Raw genomic sequence first — 16,848 nt, forward strand, 5'->3', positions numbered from 1 at the left:
CACGGCATGGATTCTAGGGTCTGCGCGCGTCGCTTCGCTCCTTGCTCCGCCCTAGAATGACGAAGGACCGGTCGGCGGGACAGCGCCCCCCTCTGGCCTGCCGGGCATCTGTCCCACAAGGGGGGAGATTGGCAGTTTCCACGGATCCGCCACCCTCGGCCAGATCGGCCTCGTCAGCTTCCTGTAATCCGTCTTCGCCGGATTGCTCGGATAGGAACTCGGTGCCGCGACGTAGATGATCTCGGCGGCGATCGGCGCGAAGCCGGCGTAGAAATGGTTGGTCGACTTGATCAGCAGGATGTCTTTCGCCAGCGGATCGATGCCGACGTTGGAAAAGATATCCGGCTCGAAGGTCTGGGTGCGGTTGGTGTTCAAGATGATTTCGACCTCGGTGCCTTCGATGCGCACCACCGCCGATGGCCCCAGCGTCACGCGGCTCGGGCCGAAGCTCTGCCAGCCCTCATTGGTGGTCTTCAGCACCGTGACGCGGGCGTCGATCGGCTCGCCGGCCTGAGGCCCGGCCTTGCCGCCGAAGCGCAGGTCGATGACGGCGCCTTCGCCGGCCGCGTGGCAGAAGGTGACCGCGATCGGATCCCAGATCGTCGCCACGCCGACCTTGTCGATTCCGCGCTCGAGCAGCTCGCGCAGCACGATGGTGCCGTCGCCAGGCACGCCGCCGCCCGGATTGTCCCAGATGTCGGCGATCACGACCGGCTTGTCCTGGCGCTCGGCCCGCACAGCCAGCGCCTGCTCTATGCCTGCCGAGGCGGAAAGCATCGTCATCGCTGTCTTTTCACGCAAGGCGTAGAGCTCGCGCCCCAGCGTTTCCGCGAGCTTGTCGCCCTTTTCCTTGTCGTTGTCGGTGACGACCAGGATGCGCGTGCCCATCTCCGACACGTCGGCGGCCATGAAGCCGTGGATGACCGAGACCGACAGCACGCCGTCCTTGCCATGCAGCGCCTTGATCCTGTCGACGAAGGAGCGCATCGGCTCGCGGCTGGTCGGCAGCACCTGGATCATGCGGCAGTCGAAGGTCGAGATCACCGGCTTGATCTCGCCGCGCGCCGCGGCAAGGCCAAGCTCGACGACGTGCTCGCCGCGCTCGTAGAAATCGGTGTGCGGGAATTCGAGGAAATAGGCCATGACATTGCAGGCCGCGACGCGTTTCGGCGTCAGGTGGCTATGCGGATCGAACTCGGAGGCGATCACCACCTTTGGGCCGACGATGGCGCGCACCCGTTCCAGCAGATCGCCTTCACAATCGTCATAGCCTTGCGCGACCATGGCGCCATGCAGGCCGAGGATCACCGCATCGACCGGCAGCGCGGCCTTGAGCTGATCGAGGATCTCGTCGCGCAGCGCCTCATAGGTCTGCCGCTGCACGAGGCCGCCGGGCTCCGCCCAGGTGGCGGTGCCTTCGATGACCGTCAATCCTTCCCTGGCCGCGCGTTTGCGCAAAGCCACGATCGGCGAGGAGCAGAGCGTCGGCGTCTCCGGGTGCTTGCCCGGACCGGCATAGAAGGCCATCTCGAACGAGGCCCGGTCGGTCGGCACCGGCGAGAAGGTGTTGGTTTCCGTCGCCAGCGAGGCGGTGAAGATGCGCATGAACGCTCCGTATGGTGGAAGCTACTTGACCGCGCCGAGCGCCAGTCCGCGGACCAGATAGCGCTGCAGCCAGATGAACAGGATCGCCACCGGCAGTGTCGCCAGCAGCGTGGCCGCCATGACATGGTGCCACTCGATCGTATAGCGGCCGGCGACCAGCGAGAAAACCTGGATCGGCAACGTGTAGCTTTCCTGGCTGCGCAGCATGGTGAGCGCGACGACAAACTCGTTCCAGGCGTTGATGAAGGTGAAGATCGCCGTCACGGCGATCGCCGGCAGGCAGAGCGGCAGGAAGACCTTGCGCAAGGTCAGCCAGCGGCCGGCGCCTTCCATCCAGGCGGCCTCCTCGAGGTCGCGCGGAATGGTGTCGAAATAGCTCTGCAGCATCCACACCGTGAAGGCGACGTTGAAGGCCATGTAGATGAAGCCGAGCGCGGTGGTCGATTCGACCAGGCCCCAGGCGGCCATCAGCCGGAACAGGCCGAGCACCAGCACGATCGGCGAGATCATCTGCGAGATCAAAAGGAACTGGCGGAACGCGCCATAGCCGGCAAAACGAAAGCGCGACATCGCATAGGCCGCCGGCACCGAGATCAGGATGGCGCCGATGGTCGCCAGCGCCGAGACATAGAGCGAGTTGACGAGGGCCTGGCCGAAGCCGGTCGCCACCCACATGTCGGCGAAATTCGACCAGCGGAATTCGCTCGGCCACCAGGTGGGGGTGAGCACCTCCGTGCGCGGCTTGACGGCGGTGAGGAACATCACGGCGAAGGGAAAGATCGTCACCACGATCAATGGCAAAAGCAGCAGCCAGGCGATGATGGTGCGTTTCAGCTTGCTGGTCATGCGCGCTGCTCCCGCATGGCAAGCCGCACATAGATCATGGTGAAGACGAGCAGGATGGCGAACATCACCAGCGACACCGCCGAGGCTTCGCCCAGCTTACCGATGCGGAAGGCGAGCTTGTAGAGATGCGTGACCAATATGTCGGTCGAGTTCGCCGGCCCCCCTTGAGTCATCACCCAGATGATCGGGAAGGAGTTGAACACGTAGATGGTGTTGAGCACGATCGCGATGTTGATGAAGGGTTTCAAGAGCGGAAACGTGATCTCGCGGAACTGCTGGAAAGGCGTGGCGCCCTCGAGTGCCGCGGCCTCATAGAGATCGTCGGGGATCGAGGACAGGCCGCCGAGGAAGATCGTGGTGGTGAAGGGTACCGTCACCAATATGCCGATCAGCACCTGCATCGGGAAGGCGGTCTCGGCGCTCGCAAGCCACTGGATGTTCTGGCTGATCAGGCCGAGCTTCATCAGCGCCGAATTCAACATGCCGCTCTCGCCGCTGAGCGCCCAGCGCCAGACCACCGCGGTCATGGTCAGCGACACTGCCCAGGGCAGCATGATGATGACACGGGCGAGGCCGCGGCCATAAAAATCCATGTTGAGGATCATCGCCACCGGGACCGACAAAAGCAGCGCGCCGCCGACCACCAGCACGGTCCACAGCCCGGTGCGCCAGAGCGCCGCGACGAAATCGGGATCGGCGAACAACTCGGCGAAGTTGGCGAAGCCGCTGAACTCGCGCAACTGGCCGAAGCGGTTGACGTCATGCGTCGAGATCTGCAGCAGGTCCCAGACCGGCCAGAAGATCACCACCGCCGCCAAGAGCAGGCTGGGGAGCGTCAGCAGATAGGGCAGGATCCGGCTTTGCATCGGCTGGATGGCACCGTGTTGCAGTGAATATGACTTGCCGGGGAGGTGTGGCGCGCTCCGACGGGGTGGAGCGCGCCACGGGGCGCAGGGAGATACGCCCTTATTTCTTCTTCAGCACGGCGTCGGCCTTGGCCGCCGCGTCCTTCAGGCCGGCCTCGGGGTCGCCGCCGAGATAGATCTTCTGCATGGCGTCCGAAGTGATCTGGGCGATCTCTTCCCAGCCGGGGATGACCGGCGCGAAGCGGGCGTCGGGCAAGAGCGCGGTAAAGGCGGCGAGGTCGGCGTTGTTGACGTAATAGTCCATCTTCGCCTCTTCCTTGTTCACCGGCAGGAAGCCCTCGCCTTGCGTGAACTTGGCGCGCTGCTCCTTGGTGAACAGGAAGTCGAGCAGCTTCCAGGCCTCGTCCTTGTTCTTGGAGTTCTTGAACATGATGATGCTATCGGTGACGCCATAGGTGCCGCGCGCGCCGGTCGGGCCGGCGGGGATGGCCGCGACGCCGTATTTGAGGTTCGGCGCTTCATCCTTGATCTGGTTGGACAGGAAGGGCGCGGTGATCATCATGCCGACCTTGCCCTGCTTGAACAGGTTCTGCACGTCCTCGCGGTTGTTGGAGGTGACGCCGGGTTCCGTCAGGCCCTCGTCGATCATTGACTTGTAGAGCTTGGCGGCTTCCAGCGCGCCGGGCGTGCTCAGGCCGGACGTGCCGTCCTTGTTGAGGATCTCGGTGCCCTGCGACCACATCGCATAGTAGTAATAGACGTCGGTCTCGATCTCCTTGCCCTGCAGGCCGAAGCCGAAAGCGCCTTGAGCCTTGATCTTGCGGGCGTCTTCCTGCAACTCGGTCCAGGTCGCCGGCGGCTTGGCGATACCGGCTTTCTCGAACAGCTCCTTGTTGTAATACATGGCGCGCGCGGAAGCCGCGATCGGCAGGCCGTAGGTCTTGCCGTCCATGATCGAGGGCTGCAGGAAGGTGTCGATGAAGCGGTCCTTGAATTCCGGCTTGATGTAGCTGTCGAGCGGCTCGGCGACATCCTGCTGGACGAAGTCGATCAGCCAGCGCGTGCCGATGATCGAAAGGTCGGCATTGGTGCCGGCGGTGATGTCGGTGGTGAGCTTCTGCAGCAGCACATCCCACGGCACCACTTCATACTTGATGGTGATGCCGGGATTGGCCGCCTCGAATTCCTTCTTCACTTCCTCGAAATAGGGGCCGGTCTTGGCGCTGTATTCGGCGACGGTGACGCGCACCTCGCCGGCACCGGCAGGTGCGGCAAAAGCCAGCATGCTCATTCCGGCCAACAGGCCGACAGTCCATTTCGCAAGGCTCATCTGATCTCTCCCATTGATGCACGTTGGCGCCTGGACCCTTGGGGCGCAGGATTTATGTTACTTTCCTACATTATCCATCATTTCGCGTCATGCAAGCGGATTATCATGTTGCTTAATTACATTTGCTTGGTTAGCCTGCCGGCTTAAAATGAGGGTGGAGGAGCGGGCAAATTGGGTTCGAAAGCCGAGTTCGAAGGCAAGACAATTGTCGTCACCGGCGCCGGCGGCGGCCTCGGTTCGGCGATCGTTGAGCTCATGGCGGAGCGCGGCGCGCGAATCGTCGGCTGCGACCAGTCGACGGAAGCGCTGGCCAGCCCGCATATCGCGTCGCGCCATGTCTTCAACCTGCTCGACCGGGCCTCGATCGAAGCGGCGATCCCCGCGCTGCTCGACAAGGACGGCGTCCCCGACATCCTGATCAACAATGCCGGCTGGACGCGCGCCGAGACCTTGAAGGCGCTGACGGCGGACAAAATCGAGCAGGAGCTCGACCTCAATTTGACCGGCGTGATGACTTTCGCCGATCCGCTGATCAAGGCGATGGCCGGGCGCGGTTCTGGCAGCGTCGTCTTCATTTCCTCGGTCAACGCCATCGCGCATTTCGGCAATCCGGCCTATGCCGCGGCCAAGGCCGGCATCAACGCCTATGCCAAATCGATCGCGGTCGAGCTCGGCCGTGCCGGGTTGCGGGCCAATGTCGTGTGCCCAGGGTCGATCCGCACCGCCGCCTGGGACCACCGCCTGGCCAAGGATCCCGAGATCCTCGGCCGGCTGCAGCGGCTCTATCCACTCGGCCGCATCGTCAACGCACGGGAAGTGGCCGAAGCCGTGGCCTTTCTTGCCTCCGAGCGCGCTTCCGGCATAACAGGTGCCGTGGTGCCCGTGGACGCCGGACTGACGGCCGGCTACCTGCCTTTCATCGACGACATATTGGGAGCGTGACCATGACCGACGTCCAGTTCCGCAACCTGTCGAAATCCTTCGGCCAGCACAAAATCCTCGAGGACATCAACCTCGACATCCGGACCGGCGAGTTCGTCGTGCTGGTCGGCCCGTCCGGCTGCGGCAAGTCCACCCTGCTGCGCATGCTGGCAGGGCTGGAGGCGATCACCTCCGGCGATCTCGTCATCGGCGGCACGCGCGCCAACGAGCTGCCGCCGCAGAAGCGCAACATCGCCATGGTGTTCCAGTCCTACGCGCTGTTCCCGCATTTGAAGGCTGCGGAAAATATCGGCTTCGGCCCGAAAATCCGCGGCGAGAACCGCGCCGCGATCGACGACAAGGTCAAGAAGGCGTCGGGCGTGCTCAACCTCTTCTCCTATCTCGACCGCTATCCAAGGCAATTGTCGGGCGGCCAGCGCCAGCGAGTCGCCATGGGCCGCGCCATCGTGCGCGAGCCTTCGGTCTTCCTCTTCGACGAGCCGCTTTCCAATCTCGACGCGCAATTGCGCGTGCAGATGCGCACCGAGATCAAGGCGCTGCACCAGCGGCTGAAATCGACCATCGTCTACGTCACCCACGACCAGATCGAGGCGATGACCATGGCCGACCGCATCGTGGTGATGGATCGCGGCCGCATCCAGCAGGTCGGCCAGCCGCTGGAGCTCTACGACCGGCCGGCCAACAAATTCGTCGCCGGCTTCATCGGCTCGCCCTCGATGAGTTTCGTCTCCGGCGCGCTGAAGACGGTCGGAGCCAAGTCCTGGTTTGAAACGACGAGCGGCGGCCGACTGGCGCTCTCGGGCAAGGCCACGTCAGGCGGCGACACGGTCGAGGCCGGCATCAGGCCCGAGCATTTCGTGGTTGGCGCCGGCGACGATGCCATCGCCATCAAGGTCGATGTCGTCGAGCCGACCGGGTCGGAAACCCATGTCTATGGCTCGGTCGGCGACGACACGGTGCGCGCGGTGTTCCGCGACCGGCTGCAGGTAAAGCCGGGCGACCGGCTGCCGGTGAGCGTCGACCCGCGCAACATCCACCTCTTCGACAAGGCGACGGGCCTGCCGCTCTGAGATGATGACATGAAGACCCCGGCCGACATCATCACCCGCCTGCAATTGATGTCGCAGGACGGCACCAAGTCGGATCGCCGGCTAGCCGGGCTGGTGCTTTCCGACCTCGATTTCGCCTCCAAGGCCGCGATCTCGGAGATCGCCGCGCGCGTCGGGGTCAGCGAGCCGACCGTCACCCGCTTCTGCCGCAATCTCGGTTGCGAGGGCCTGCGCGATTTCAAGTTCTACCTGGCGCAGGCGATCGCCATCGGCGGCCAGTATCTGTCGCCGGAGCCGCTCAGCCGCGACGCGCGTGAGCAGCGCATCGCCTCGGCGATAACCGAAGCGGCGATCGCCGCCATCCAGCGCGCCAGCGAAAACCTCGACATGACGACGCTGATGGATGTCGCCGCCCGCATCGCCGCTTCCGGCAACGTGCTGTGCATCGGCTCGGGCGGCATTTCCTCGATGATGGCGACCGAGATGCAGAACCGGCTGTTCCGGCTCGGCCTGTCGGCGCTCGCCCAGATCGACGGCCAGCTGCAGCGCATGTATGCCGCGGTGGCGACGCCCGAGACGACGCTGGTCGCCTTCTCGGTGTCGGGCTATGCGCGCTCGGTGATCGAGGCGGTCGAAGTGGCCCAGCAATATGGCGCCGCCACCGTCGCCATCACCGCGCCGGACTCCGCGCTGGCAAAAGCCGCCGACACGGTGATCCTTTTGCAGTCGGTCGAGGACGGCAACATCTACAAGCCGACCTCGTCGCGCTACGCGCTTTTGGCCATCCTCGACATGATCGCCACCACGGTGGCGGAATCACGCGGCCCGAAAGTGCTGGAGAATTTGCGCCGCATCAAGCAGAGCGTGAACACGCTGAAGGTGGACGATCCGAGGCTGCCGCTGGGCGATTGAGCGGTTGCAGTGGCTTGCGCCGTCAGCGCTGGCGATCCCTCGCGCCCTCCTCTGGCGGCTACGCGATGCACATCTTCTGTGACTGGCGTGACTGATCAGACCTGAGGCTTGATTGCCACGTGGTTCCCCCAATCCGTCGCTGCTTCGCAGCGCCACCTTTCCCCCCTCCGGAGGGAAAGGAAGGGAGCGTTGCTGGACGAGCATTGACGGCAAAAAGCTTGGCGCCTTTCCTCTACCCCGTCGATCGGGGGAGAGGTGGCTCGGCGAAGCCGAGACGGAGTGGGGGTCGATCAGCGCTACGTTAGCCAATGCATGCGCCAAGCTGGCATACACGCTATCGCCAAAGGCCAGCCGCCTGGAAATGTGTGCATGCTGTAGCCTCTGTCCGGCAGCACAGAGGGGGCGCCGTCCCGCCTGCATCTCAAATTTAGATTATCCGATCAGAGCCTCGACGCTTTTCGCCAGCTCGGCCCCATCACCCACTATCCGCAGCGTCTTCAGCCGCGAGGTGCCGCCGGCAACCACCGAAACGCCCGCCACTGGTACACCCAGCGCCTTGGCCATCATCCGTTCCAGCGCTTGATTGGCGGCGCCGTTCTCCGGCACGGCGCGCACGCGGGCTTTAAGGTGACTGCGGCCATCGGCGGTGGTCTCGACGCCGTCGATCCGGTCGAGTGCCGCCTTCGGCGTCAGCCGCACGTAAAGGTCGATGCCGTTCTCGCGCAGCCGGAACGGCGTGCTCATCAGCCGCCGGTCACGACCCAGGACCAGACGGTGGTGACCAGGAACTGCCGGATGAAGAAAAGGATCAGAAGCAGGATGATCGGCGAAATGTCGATGCCACCGAGATCGGGCATGAAGCGGCGGATCGGGCGCAAGGCCGGATCGGTCAGCCGGTAGAGCATGTTGCCGACGGAACCGACGAACTGGTTGCGCGAATTGACGACGTTGAAGGCGTAGAGCCACGAAAAGATCGCCGAGGCGATGATGATCCACCAGTAGATATCAAGCGCCATGACGATTGTCTGAATAAGGGCGATCATGCCGGTCTCCAAATTGTCGCCGACATGTAGCCATTGCTTGGCCTGCGAGCAAGGCCCGCGGGGCTTGGCGAGCGGGCAAGGCCCGCCGGCCTTGGCGCATGGCGTCAGGCCATCGTTTCGCCTTGACATCAAACGGCCGCGACCGATACAAGCCCATCCGCTGGAACGGGGCTGTAGCTCAGCTGGGAGAGCGCATCGTTCGCAATGATGAGGTCAGGGGTTCGATCCCCCTCAGCTCCACCAGCCGGCACAAGCCTGTGCTTCTCATCGCTTCCGCCTTCCTCGCTCAGCATTTTGTGACCGCCGGATTTCGGGCGTGTGCCTGGAACCAATGGTGGGGCAAGACGGTTCAGCTATACTTTTGAAGCTGATATGCCCCCGCCGTCTGGGTAAGCGGCGATGCTCGAGGAGTTTCCACCATGCAGATTTCGTCCAGGTTCCGTTCCGTCGCGGTCGCGGCAATCGCCGCCGCGGGCGTCAGCATTGCCAGCGCTGCGCATGCCGATAGCGGCACGATCCGCTTTTCCGTCTACAAGGCTGCCTTCTTCATCGGCGGCTCCGGCGGCGAAGGCACGCTGACCTTCCATGGCAAACGCTATCCGATCTCGGTCGGCGGCGTCTCGGGCGGCCTCGCGTTCGGCGCGTCCAAGACCTATTTCCAGGGCAGGGTACGCCACATCCGACGCGCCAGCGATGTGACGGGCGTCTACGGCGCAGCCGGCGGCGGCGGCGCGCTCGGCAGAGGCGCCCAGGTGATCGTCATGACCAATGACAAGGGCGCCCAGCTCGAGCTCACCGGCCGGCAGGTCGGCCTGCAGGTCAACGCCGACCTCAGCGGCATCAGCATCGCGCTGAAGAGGTAGGAGGCAGGAGCTCCGTCCGTTAATCCTGGATGGGTCGGATCCGCCGAACGCAGAGGTCCGGCCCCCTTTCCACACGTATGTCACCGGCCAAGATCATTCGCATACGCATGTTTCCAAACCCGTGAGTTTGGAAACGATCGGCCATTTCGCGCGCCATTGCGGCGAAACGGACCGGGCGCATTCATCCCGCATCCGACGGCGCGACGCCGTCTCAACGGAACAGGGGAATGCGAAATGTCCATGCTTGGAAATCTCGGCCGCTCCATCATGCGCCAGCATAACGACGCCAAAGCCAGAAGCCTCATGAACAGCCTGTCGCCCGAGCTGCAGAAGGACATCGGCTGGGAGGCCGCGCAGGGCACGCGCGAAAAGGCGCGGCTCGCGCGGATCGTGTTCGCCGGCACGCGCTGAGCAGCCCTGGCCCTTCGTTTCGAACGCGACGGGGGCTTTTTCCGATCCCGGGCCGCCACGCCCTACGACAGCGACATGTCAGCCATTCCAATGGAGGAAATGCCAATGTCAGTGCTTGCAACCCTGCTTCATTTCACCCGCGCGGTTGTCCGCGCGCATAACAACGCCAAGGTCCGAAACCTCATGGATACGCCTCGGGCGCAGGCTGAAGCCGGCGCGGAAAGGCCCGTCACGGACATCGAAAGGCGGTCCTCGCGGCGCGACAGACGATCGAAGTAACGGTCGTCGTTTCAGCGCCGGGCAGGGCCTTCTAAAGGACGCGGCTTCGATGCGCAGGCAGACCGAGCATCTCGGCCTGGCGGAAAGAGCTGTCAGCAAGCGGGACAGCAATGCCCGCATCCGATGTCCGAGAATATCCGCTCGCAACGGTGTATCGCTTAGCCCCGCCTATCGTGATGCTGCCGGCGCCTTGTAATGGCGTTGGCGCGCATAGGCCACGCAGGCGTCCACCGTGCTGACGCAGAGTGCATCGCGGCTGTTCGGCAAGTTGTTGTCGCCGGCATAGGCGACCTCGGCGACGTGGCCGTCGAGCATGCGTATCTGCGTGTTGCAATAGCCGCCGGGAGCAACATTGACCGATCCGCCGACAGCAGGAATCGGGCCTGCGGTCAAGGTCGGCACCGCAATGCTGAGATTGCCGCGTTGCACGGTGCGCTGGTTGGTCCAGATCTGACCGGACGAACCCACGTCCGCCGTTGCGGTCGGAAAGCCTGCGCACATGCGAATGTCGGCCTCGCTGAGGCCGACCATTTCCCTGCGGGCCGCGGCAGCGGTGACGTCCTCCTTCGCGAGCCGCGACGTATCGTCAGGGATGACACAGGACGACAGAAGGGGGAGGCCTGCCGCAAGAAGGGCAAGTTTTCGAATGCGCGAAGATGTCATGCCGTCGGTCGGAGTTGCGTGTTGCCCGGCCTGCCCAGTTGGCTACCTAGGCAATCGAGCGGCGGGGTCAACCCGCCTCGCGAAAACGAGACGGCTTCAGGTTACCCGCAGATAGCTCGTCATGCCGGTCTTCTGGTGCTCGATGATGTGGCAATGCAGCAGCCAGTCGCCGGGATTGTCGGCGACGAAGCCGAGCTGCACCTTCTCGTCGGGCTGGATGAGATAGGTGTCGGAGACCAGCGGCTGGACGGCTCTGGTCGAGGACGACAGCACCTTGAAGCTCATGCCGTGCAAATGGATCGGGTGCGCGTGCGGGGTGAGGTTTTCCATGTCGATGACATAGCTCTGGCCGAGCTTCAGATCGGCGAGCGGCGCGGTGGGGTCTGGCGTGTCGCCCGGCCACGGCACCTTGTTGATCGCCCAGAAACTGTAGCCGAGCGAGCCGCAAATGCTGTCGGCCGCAACGTTCTCGGCCGTCGCGCTGAGCGCCAGCGGAATGCGCTTGGCGCCGGCAAGGTCTACCTCCGCCACCGGATTGGCTTCGAGCGGGCCGAGATCGCGCAGATCGTGCTTGAGCGATTCGCCGACCGAACGCAGCGTCGCCAGGATTTTCGGCTTGGTGCCCCGAACGTCGCGCAGGCTGACGATCGCGCCCTCCTCGTCGGGCATGCGGATGGCAAGCTCGAGCCGCTGGCCGGGTCCCAGTTGCAGGGCATCCGGCGTAAACCGTTGCGGCACCGGGTTGCCGTCGAGCGCTATGACCGTCGCCTCGGCGCCGTCGACGCGGAAGGCATAGATGCGGGTGACGTCGGTGATGGCCACCCTAAGCCGCACCAGCCCGCCGGCCGGCGCATCGAATTGCGGCTGGTCGAGCCAGTTGGCGGTGCGCACCGTGCCGAAGGTGCCGGCCTTGGCCGCGTCGCGCGGCCTGAACGGCGCGATGAACTGGCCGTCGTCGCCAAGCCGCCAATCGCGCAGGTTGACGACCATCTCGACATCGAAGAGCGGGTCGTTCGGGTTCTCGACCACGATCACGCCGGTCAGGCCGTGACCCATCTGGATCAGCGTGTTGCAATGCGGGTGGTACCAGAACGTGCCGGCGTCGGGCGGCGAAAACGCGTAGTCGAAACGGTCGCCCTGATAGACATAGGGCTGCACCAGGAACGGCACGCCATCCATCTTGTTGGGAACGCGGATGCCATGCCAGTGGATGGTCGTCGGATCGTCGATGCCGTTGATCAGCCGCGCTGAGAAAGGCTCGCCCTTCCTCATCCTGACGACCGGGGGCATGCCGGCTTCGCCGTAGGTCAGCACATTCTTCGTCGGCGCGCCGTCCATCAGTTGCGCCTCGATGCTCGCGGTCTTCAGGACCAGCGGCTCGGGCTTCGGCGCCGCCCAGCCGGCAAACTTGCCGGCGGCCGAGAGGCCGATACCGGCCGCGCCGGCGGCCGCGGCGCCCTGCAGGAGTTTGCGGCGTGTGAGGACCGACATTGGAATCCCGAAACAGATGAGTGGCGGTCTCAGGCCTTATCATTCGGGCACATCCCGAAACGGACAGATCGCCGCCCGCAAGCAAGATCGGTCCCAGGCCGGAATGCGGCCAGCTGCGTGGCTCCGATCAATCTCCGACGGCGGCGAGATGCCCGCCGCCGAAATCCTTGAGCACAAGTTTCGGCACGGTTTCGCCGATCCGCCGGGTCGCGCTTGGAATTTCGCGGTCGAGACGGGAAAAGCGTGTCCGGCGTCGTGACGGATCGGGAACCGGCACCGCCTCGATAAGCCGCCGCGTGTAGGGATGGCGCGCGTTGGAAAAGACCTGGTCGCGGCTGCCGATCTCGACGATCTGGCCGAGATACATGACGGCGACGCGGTCCGAGATGTTCTCGACCACCGCCATGTCATGCGAGATGAAGAGATAGGCGACGCCGAATTCGCGTTGCAGCTCCTTCAAAAGATCGAGCACGCGCGCCTGCACCGAGACATCGAGAGCCGACACGCTCTCGTCGGCGATGATCAGCTTCGGCCTAAGCGCCAGCGCCCGGGCGATGCAGATGCGCTGGCGCTGGCCCCCAGAGAATTCATGCGGATAGAGCTCCATCTGTGCTGCCGACAGGCCGACCCGCTCGAACAGGGCAGCCACTTGGCTCTGGCGTTCCTGCCGTGAGCCGATGCCGTGGATCAGAAGCGGCTCGGCCACCAGATCGCCGACGCGCATGCGCGGATCGAGCGAAGCGTAAGGATCCTGGAACACCATCTGCACGTCGCGGCGCACCGCCTTGCGCGCGTCGCCGCCAAGCCCGGAGAGCTCGCGGCCGCCGATCGTCACGCCGCCCGTATAGGGCACGAGGCCGGCCAGCGCCTTGGCGGTGGTGGACTTGCCGCAGCCGGATTCGCCGACCAGCGCCAGCGTCTCGTTGGGCGCGATCGAGAAGCTGACGCCCTCGACGGCGTGGACCCGCCGGTTGATGCGACCGAAGAAGCCGCCGCGCAGGTCGAAGCGGACATGGAGGTCGTTCACCACCGCCACCTTGTCCTGACCGGTTGCGCCGGCTGCCCCTCCCGTGGCGCGCCGACCAGCGCCCGAGCCGATGCGCGGAACGGCGGCCAGCAATTCTTGCGTATAGGCGGCCCGCGGCCTGGCGAAAATGTCGGCGGTGGCGCCTTCCTCGACCATGCGGCCGTTGCGCATGACGATGACCCGATCGGCCATTTCAGCGACGACGCCCATGTCGTGGGTGATGAGGATCACGCTGGTGCCGTGCTGGCGCTGCAGGTCGCGCAGCAGCTCCAGCACCTCGCCCTGGACCGTGACGTCGAGCGCCGTCGTCGGCTCGTCGGCGATGAGCACGTCGGGCTCCAGCGCCAGCGCCATGGCGATCATCACCCGCTGGCGCATGCCGCCCGACAATTCGTGCGGAAACTGCTTCAGCCGGCTTTCGGCTTCGGAAATTCGAACCGCCTTCAGCGCCTCGACCGCGCGCCGTTGCGCCTCGGCGTGGGAAAGGCCGGTATGCGCTTCGATCGATTCGGTGAGCTGCCGGCCGATCGACAGCACCGGATTGAGCGAGGTCATCGGCTCCTGGAAGATCATGGCGATGCGATCGCCCCGAATGTCGCGCATGCGGCGCTCGTCGAGCGCCGTCAGTTCGATGGCACTGCCATCCTTGTCGAAGAGCCGGATTGTCCCGGAAGCGATGCGGCCGGCCGGCTGCGGTAGGAGCTGCATGATCGCCAGCGCCGTCATCGACTTGCCGGAACCGGACTCGCCGGCGATGCACAGCGTCTCGCCGCGTCTGAGTGACAGCGACAGGCCGGACACGACTTCGCGCTCGCCGTCCTCGCCGCGCACGCCGACGCAGAGGTCGGTGATTTCGAGCACCGGCCCCGCGGCCGCCTTTGCGGCGGCGTCAGCGTGTTCGTCGACCACGACTGCGCTCATTCGAAGACGCAGCGCGGGAAGTAGAACGACACCACCCAGTTCGGCATGTCGACGATCTCGCTGATCCTGAGATCGCCGCAGACCGAGACCAGCATGTAGGCATCGACCGGGTCGAGCTTGTAACGGGCGGACAGCAGGCCGACCATCTGGCTGACTGCCTCCCTGGCCCCGGCCATCAGATCCGGTCCGATGCCCGTCGTCACCTCGTAGCCCTTGGCGTCGAGATGCCGCGTCACCGGGCCGGGCGTGGTGAAACGCGGCGTCTTCAGCCGCGCGTCCTTCACCAGGTCGAGCTTCAGCACGACGTCCATCGGACTCTCGATCGCCGTGCCGCATACCTCGCCGTCGCCTTGCGCGGCATGAGTGTCGCCGACCGAGAACAGCGCGCCCGGCACTTCCACCGGCAGATAGAGCGTGGTGCCCGCGGCAAGGTCGCGGATGTCGAGATTGCCGCCGACACGCCGTGGCGGCACCACCGAATGCAGGCCCATCTCGGCCAACGCGTTGCCGATGGTGCCGGCGAACGGTTTCAGCGGCACGCGGGCGTTCTTTCCGAACAACGCCGGCTCGAGCGAGCCGGCGTCGTATTTCCAGATGTTGAGCGCCGGTTCCTTGAAGTCGTCGGCGAGCAGGCCGAAGGCCGGGATGTTCGCCGTCCAGCCGAAGCCGGACGGTTTGAACATCTCGATCGTCACCTTCAGCGCATCGCCGGGCTCGGCACCCTCGACGAAGATCGGCCCGGTCACCGGGTTGACCTTGGAGAAATCGAGCCGGGCCACGTCGGCGACCGTGCTGTCGGCCTGGAGCTGGCCACCCGCCGCATCTAGGCACTGGAACTCGATCGTTGAACCGGGCGCCACCCGTTCGGCCGGGGCGAAGGAATTGTCCCAGCCGAAATGGTGATGGCGCCCGTGGATGGTGTAGTCGCAGTTACTGCACATCTTTCACATACACATTGTCGTAGTTGATCGGGATATGGACCGGGTCGACATAGAGATTGTCGGCGCCGCCCATGCGGGCTGATTTCAGCGTGAAGCGCTGCTCGTTGAAGACAGGCGCCCAGGGCGCGTCCTCCATGATCTTGTCATAGATCGCGCTCCACATCTTCTCGCGTTCGTCGGACTTGGCCGGGTCGACGACGGAATCCGCCTCGGCCGCCTTGGCGTCGAGGTCCTTGTTGCAATACCACGACCAGTTCCAGCCGCCCGGCACAGCGCCGGCGCAACCGAGGATCGGGCCGTAGAAATTGGAGGGATCCGGGAAGTCGGCGATCCAGGCCATGCCGCCCGACCAGATCATCGGCGCGCCGGCCTTGTCGCCGCCGGCGGCGATCACATTGGCCTGGGCCAGCGACTGGATGCTGGCCTTGATACCGATGGCCGCCAGATCCTGCTGGATCGCCTGGGCGATGCGCGGATTGGGATCGGTGTTCATGGCGAAGAGCTGCGTCTCGAAGCCGTCGGGGTGGCCGGCTTCGGCAAGCAGGGCCTTGGCCTTGGCGACGTCATAGGCATAGCCCTTGAACGCCTTGTCGTAGCCGGGCATCGAGGGCGGCAGCGGCTGGTTGGCCGGCACCGCGCGATTGTTGATCATCTGGACGATGCGGCCCTTGTTGATCGCCATGTTGACGGCCTGGCGCACCTTGACATTGTCGAAGGGCGCCATGGTGGTGTTCATGGTGACGTAGCCGGTGTGCAGCTGTCCGCCCACCACGACGCGCGCCTTCTGCTCCGGATCGTTCATCACCTCCTGGAACTTGGCCGGCGGAATGCCGTCGCCGGGCACGTCGATCTCGCCCTTCTGCAGGCGCAGCAGCGCCACGATCGGCTCCTGGCCGATCTCGAAGGTGATCTTGTCGAGATGCGGCAGGCCCTTGTGCCAATAATCGGGATTGCGCTCGAAGACGATGCGCTGGCCGAGCGTCCATTCGGCGAGCTTGAAGGCGCCGGTGCCGACCGGATGCTTGCCGAAATCGGCGCCGTACTTCTCGACCTCCTCCTTCGGCACGACATGCGAGAAGTTGATCGCCATGACATGCAGGAAGGTGGCGTCCGGCCGGGTCAGCTCGAACTTGATCGTGTAGGGGTCGACCACGGTGACGCCGGAGAGGCCTTCCGCCTTGCCGGCGGCGACATCGTCATAGCCGTTGATCGAGCCGAAAAAGCCGGCGCCCGGGCTCTGCGTCTTCGGGTTGGTGACGCGGTCGAGCGAATATTTGACGTCGTCGGCGGTCATCTCGCGGCCGTTATGGAACTTCACGCCATGGCGCAGCTTGAAGGTGAAGGTCTTGCCGTCGGGCGAGATCTCGTAGCTTTCGGCGAGATCGGGCTTGAGCTTGGTCGTGCCGGGCTCATAGTCCATCAGCCCGTCGAACAGGCTCTTGATCATCGACCAGTTCTGCCAGTCATAGCCGATCGCCGGGTCGAGGGTCGCGACATCGTCCTTGTAGGTGATGGTGATGGCGCCGCCCTGCTTGATGTTCGGGTCGACCGCGTCCTCGGCGCGCGCGCTTGCCATGCCGAGCATCAGCACAAGCGCCGATGCCGCGACGGTGGATGCGAGAAACTTTTTCATTTTTATGTTCCCTTTCTCTGTTCGGT

Annotated in this window: 16 protein-coding genes and 1 tRNA gene; 6 read left to right on the plus strand and 11 right to left on the minus strand. The window is 64.6% G+C overall.

Annotation, left to right across the window (positions count from 1 at the left end; genetic code table 11):
- Nucleotides 1–51: 51 nt before the first annotated feature.
- The 4 genes from FJ417_RS31530 to FJ417_RS31545 form a co-directional block, all read right to left on the minus strand.
- Complete coding sequence (locus FJ417_RS31530) at nt 52–1,605, minus strand: M81 family metallopeptidase (protein ID WP_140786149.1); 1,554 nt, start codon at nt 1,603–1,605, stop codon at nt 52–54.
- A gap of 21 nt (nt 1,606–1,626) precedes the next feature.
- Entirely contained in the window at nt 1,627–2,451 is an 825-nt protein-coding gene (locus tag FJ417_RS31535) for a carbohydrate ABC transporter permease (protein WP_140647042.1), read from the minus strand.
- Complete coding sequence (locus FJ417_RS31540) at nt 2,448–3,317, minus strand: sugar ABC transporter permease (protein ID WP_140659274.1); 870 nt, start codon at nt 3,315–3,317, stop codon at nt 2,448–2,450. The genes FJ417_RS31535 and FJ417_RS31540 overlap by 4 nt, the downstream gene beginning before the upstream one ends.
- Before the next feature lie 100 nt (nt 3,318–3,417).
- Nucleotides 3,418–4,647, minus strand: a complete 1,230-nt coding sequence (locus tag FJ417_RS31545; protein WP_140786150.1) for a sugar ABC transporter substrate-binding protein — start codon at nt 4,645–4,647, stop codon at nt 3,418–3,420.
- 171 nt (nt 4,648–4,818) lie between these two features.
- Between FJ417_RS31545 and FJ417_RS31550 the strand changes: the two genes are divergently transcribed.
- Genes FJ417_RS31550 through FJ417_RS31560 form a run of 3 tightly spaced genes read left to right on the plus strand, consistent with a single transcriptional unit; the run spans nt 4,819 to nt 7,550 of the window.
- Nucleotides 4,819–5,589, plus strand: coding sequence for an SDR family oxidoreductase (locus FJ417_RS31550; RefSeq protein ID WP_140786151.1), 771 nt, complete (start codon nt 4,819–4,821; stop codon nt 5,587–5,589).
- Between the two features lie 2 nt (nt 5,590–5,591).
- Nucleotides 5,592–6,659, plus strand: coding sequence for a sn-glycerol-3-phosphate ABC transporter ATP-binding protein UgpC (gene ugpC / locus FJ417_RS31555; protein WP_140659277.1), 1,068 nt, complete (start codon nt 5,592–5,594; stop codon nt 6,657–6,659).
- A 9-nt stretch (nt 6,660–6,668) separates the two neighbouring features.
- The gene (locus FJ417_RS31560; protein ID WP_140659278.1) at nt 6,669–7,550 is read left to right on the plus strand and encodes a MurR/RpiR family transcriptional regulator; all 882 of its coding nucleotides are present in this window, start codon (nt 6,669–6,671) and stop codon (nt 7,548–7,550) included.
- 432 nt (nt 7,551–7,982) lie between these two features.
- Here the strand turns inward: FJ417_RS31560 and FJ417_RS31565 are convergent, their stop codons facing one another.
- Nucleotides 7,983–8,294 (minus strand): DUF167 family protein, encoded by a 312-nt coding sequence (locus FJ417_RS31565; RefSeq protein WP_140786152.1) that lies wholly within the window; start codon nt 8,292–8,294, stop codon nt 7,983–7,985.
- Nucleotides 8,294–8,593 carry a YggT family protein gene (locus FJ417_RS31570; protein WP_127876481.1) on the minus strand — a complete coding sequence of 100 codons (300 nt, stop codon included), beginning with the start codon at nt 8,591–8,593 and terminating at the stop codon, nt 8,294–8,296. The genes FJ417_RS31565 and FJ417_RS31570 overlap by 1 nt, the downstream gene beginning before the upstream one ends.
- A 167-nt stretch (nt 8,594–8,760) precedes the next feature.
- On the opposite strand from FJ417_RS31570, the gene FJ417_RS31575 reads away from it, so the two are divergent.
- From FJ417_RS31575 to FJ417_RS33330, 3 genes are all read left to right on the plus strand, one after another.
- Nucleotides 8,761–8,836: transfer RNA gene (locus FJ417_RS31575), tRNA-Ala, on the plus strand.
- A 176-nt stretch (nt 8,837–9,012) separates the two neighbouring features.
- Nucleotides 9,013–9,456, plus strand: coding sequence for a hypothetical protein (locus FJ417_RS31580; RefSeq protein WP_140786153.1), 444 nt, complete (start codon nt 9,013–9,015; stop codon nt 9,454–9,456).
- A gap of 234 nt (nt 9,457–9,690) precedes the next feature.
- Complete coding sequence (locus tag FJ417_RS33330) at nt 9,691–9,867, plus strand: hypothetical protein (protein WP_181181708.1); 177 nt, start codon at nt 9,691–9,693, stop codon at nt 9,865–9,867.
- 447 nt (nt 9,868–10,314) lie between these two features.
- Here the strand turns inward: FJ417_RS33330 and FJ417_RS31585 are convergent, their stop codons facing one another.
- From FJ417_RS31585 to FJ417_RS31605, 5 genes are all read right to left on the minus strand, one after another.
- On the minus strand, nt 10,315–10,677 hold the full coding sequence (locus FJ417_RS31585) for a hypothetical protein (protein ID WP_246687617.1): 363 nt from the start codon (nt 10,675–10,677) through the stop codon (nt 10,315–10,317).
- A 228-nt stretch (nt 10,678–10,905) separates the two neighbouring features.
- Complete coding sequence (locus FJ417_RS31590; RefSeq protein WP_140786155.1) at nt 10,906–12,300, minus strand: multicopper oxidase family protein; 1,395 nt, start codon at nt 12,298–12,300, stop codon at nt 10,906–10,908.
- 127 nt (nt 12,301–12,427) lie between these two features.
- The gene (locus tag FJ417_RS31595; RefSeq protein ID WP_140786156.1) at nt 12,428–14,248 is read right to left on the minus strand and encodes an ABC transporter ATP-binding protein; all 1,821 of its coding nucleotides are present in this window, start codon (nt 14,246–14,248) and stop codon (nt 12,428–12,430) included.
- Nucleotides 14,245–15,189, minus strand: coding sequence for an acetamidase/formamidase family protein (locus FJ417_RS31600; protein WP_140786157.1), 945 nt, complete (start codon nt 15,187–15,189; stop codon nt 14,245–14,247). The genes FJ417_RS31595 and FJ417_RS31600 overlap by 4 nt, the downstream gene beginning before the upstream one ends.
- Nucleotides 15,179–16,822 (minus strand): ABC transporter substrate-binding protein, encoded by a 1,644-nt coding sequence (locus tag FJ417_RS31605; RefSeq protein WP_140786158.1) that lies wholly within the window; start codon nt 16,820–16,822, stop codon nt 15,179–15,181. The genes FJ417_RS31600 and FJ417_RS31605 overlap by 11 nt, the downstream gene beginning before the upstream one ends.
- Nucleotides 16,823–16,848 lie beyond the last annotated feature (26 nt).

It is taken from the genome of Mesorhizobium sp. B3-1-7 (assembly GCF_006439385.1).
GTDB lineage: Bacteria > Pseudomonadota > Alphaproteobacteria > Rhizobiales > Rhizobiaceae > Mesorhizobium.